The organism is Nocardia citri, from assembly GCF_054065835.1.
In genome coordinates this window covers 1-1,651 of record NZ_JBSUQM010000061.1, presented here as the reverse complement: position 1 = coordinate 1,651, position 1,651 = coordinate 1, and the positions used below count along the sequence as shown (strand labels likewise).

Genomic DNA, 1,651 nt, shown 5'->3' with positions numbered 1-1,651 from the left:
GATCAGTTCCCCTGCAGCAGTGTGCGTTTGCGGAGTAGGTCGAGGTTGGCTCGGCCGAACATCTGCCGTTTCAGCATTTTGATCCGGTTGACCTGGCCCTCTACGGGGCCGGAGCTGTGGGGCAGGGTCAGGCCGTTGCGGACGGCATCGATGTCGCGGCGCAGATTGCGGGCGAACGAGGCGATGGCCGGCAACGAGTCCTTCTCCGCGGATTCGATCCAGGCATCGAGGCGGTGGCCTTCCAGGCGGGTCATCATGATCGCGAAGTCTTGAACGTGGTTGGCGAGCCGGTTGAGGTCTTTGCTGCGTTTGCGGAGCTTGCGCAGGCTGGTGGTGTCGTCGGCGGCGAGATTGGCGGGATCGGTCATGACCCACCGGGTGATCTTGCGCACCGACGGCGGTCGTGGCGCGGGGACTGGCATATGGCCTGTTCTGGTGCGGTATCGGCGTAGATAGCGTTGGACCTGCTGCTCGGTGCCGGGATAGCCCTTTTCGGCGATCTCGCGGGTGAGCTGGGCGCCGTTGCGGATGCCCTCGTTCCAGCGCCGGTGCAGATGTTCGCGATAACCGTCGAGGATGCTCGAGCGCTGCTGGTTCTTGGCGATCAGCGGATCGACCGTCGCGGCGCCCGCGAACTTGCGTACCGTCGCGGGATGCAAGCCCAGCTCACGACCGATGGCGGACTTACTGAGCCCTTGGTCCAGCAGCCGATGAACTGCCGCATGCTGCTCGCGGAAGCGTCGAACAACCTTGAGCTCAACATGATTGACGACCGCAGGTGTTTCACTGGATCGCCCAGCGGCCGTTTGCGCCGCCAGTGCCGCGGCGATCTCGCGCCGGATTACCGAGAGGTCCTTCTCGACAGCTTGTCCCAGGTTCTGCCACAGGTGAAACCGGTCGGCGACCTGCAACGCTTCCGGGGCTCCCTGCCGAGCACCCTCGGCATAACCGCCGGCCCGGTCGCGGCAGATGACCTGCGGCAGCGGCCGGGCACGAAGCCACGCCGCCAGCGCCTCGCCGTCGCGGCCGTCGATGAGGTCGACCGGGCGCCGTGTCTCGAGGTCGACCATGACGGTGCCGTAGCGGTGTCCACGCCGGACGGCGAAATCGTCCACGCCGAGGATGGAGATGGGGCCCGAGGGCGGGTCCGGCAACCCGCGGACCAGCCGAATCAGCGTGTCCCGGCTGGCCGACAGCCCCAACCGGTGCGCTAGCCGCGCACCGGCACGTCCGGCCATCGCGAGCCCGATCGTGGCCAGCATCGACGTCAACCGGCTCGTCCGTCGGGCCCACTTCACCGTCAGGCCATCGACCTGCTCAGCGAAAGTCCTTGCCGGACAATCGCTATTCGTGCAGGAGAATCGCCGCACCGCCAACCGCAACACCATCACACGACCAGCGATCGCGGCATCTGCGAGGCTGCGCTGATATCGGGAATGCACACGCCCCGAACCGGATTCACATCCCGGACACCGAGCAGTCGGCGCGGCGACCGCGGCTTCGACCACCACTACATCCCCCTCACCGCGAACATCTTCGATCACCAGATCGTCCAAGTGCGGCAACAACTTCCGAACAAGATCACCCGAGCACCCGCGACACCTTTACCCGCAACCTCAAGCGCGGCAGCGCCAACACGCCGGAGAGCAAG

The 1,651-nt window shown here is 66.1% G+C and carries 1 protein-coding gene; it reads right to left on the bottom strand.

Annotation, left to right across the window (positions count from 1 at the left end; all coding sequences use genetic code 11):
• Window positions 1-2: 2 nt before the first annotated feature.
• Window positions 3-1,544 (bottom strand): ISL3 family transposase, encoded by a 1,542-nt coding sequence (locus ACW2Q0_RS31055; RefSeq protein ID WP_457194484.1) that lies wholly within the window; start codon window positions 1,542-1,544, stop codon window positions 3-5.
• Window positions 1,545-1,651 lie beyond the last annotated feature (107 nt).